Here is a 679-nt window from a genome sequence, read left to right as displayed (position 1 = left end):
GAAGCCAGTGGCCCAACCGTGAGGGGGGAGCTGTCGAAGGTGGGATCGGTGATTAGGACTAAGTCGTAACAAGGTAGCCGTACCGGAAGGTGCGGCTGGATCACCTCCTTTCTAAGGAGCACGTTTCACCTCGTCCTGTATACAGGCGATCAGGGTGGACAGTCATTTCAACGCCAGTTAGGTGTTGGTGGCGCTCATGGGTGGAACATTTGACAATCATTAGCTGGCACGGGTGCTCGTAGTACGGCCTGGTTTTCGGATCGGGTTTGGAACGGGGTATTCGGGTTGGTTGGTGTTGTGCACGCTGTTGGGTCCTGAGGGACCGGGCAGCCTTTCTGTCGTGTGGTATTTGTTTACTGCGTGATGGGTGGGTTGATTTCGTAACTCTGGGCCTTATTTCAGGTCACCCTTTTGGGGTGGTTCTGTTTGGGGTACCGCCCGTATTTTGAGAACTACACAGTGGACGCGAGCATCATCAGCCGCAAACTTTCCCTTTCGGGGGATTATTTGTGGACTGATAATCAATGTTCCCGGTCAATTTTTTTGGCCGGATTAACATTGGTCTTTGTTGTGTGATTTTGTTTGTTGAAGTTTTTAAGAGCAAACGGTGAATGCCTTGGCATCTGGAGCCGAAGAAGGACGTATAAATCTGCGATAAGCCTCGGGGAGTTGATAATAG

The 679-nt window shown here is 51.0% G+C and carries 2 rRNA genes; both read left to right on the top strand.

The window, feature by feature from the left end:
• Positions 1 to 111: ribosomal RNA gene (locus tag IEX24_RS19375) — 16S ribosomal RNA — on the top strand; the annotation flags it as partial.
• Between the two features lie 473 nt (positions 112 to 584).
• Positions 585 to 679: ribosomal RNA gene (locus IEX24_RS19370) — 23S ribosomal RNA — on the top strand; the annotation flags it as partial.

Source organism: Subtercola lobariae, assembly GCF_014640255.1.
Lineage (GTDB): Bacteria > Actinomycetota > Actinomycetes > Actinomycetales > Microbacteriaceae > Subtercola > Subtercola lobariae.
The sequence above is the reverse complement of the archived record's forward strand: the minus strand, read 5'-3'. Positions and strand labels throughout refer to the sequence as shown.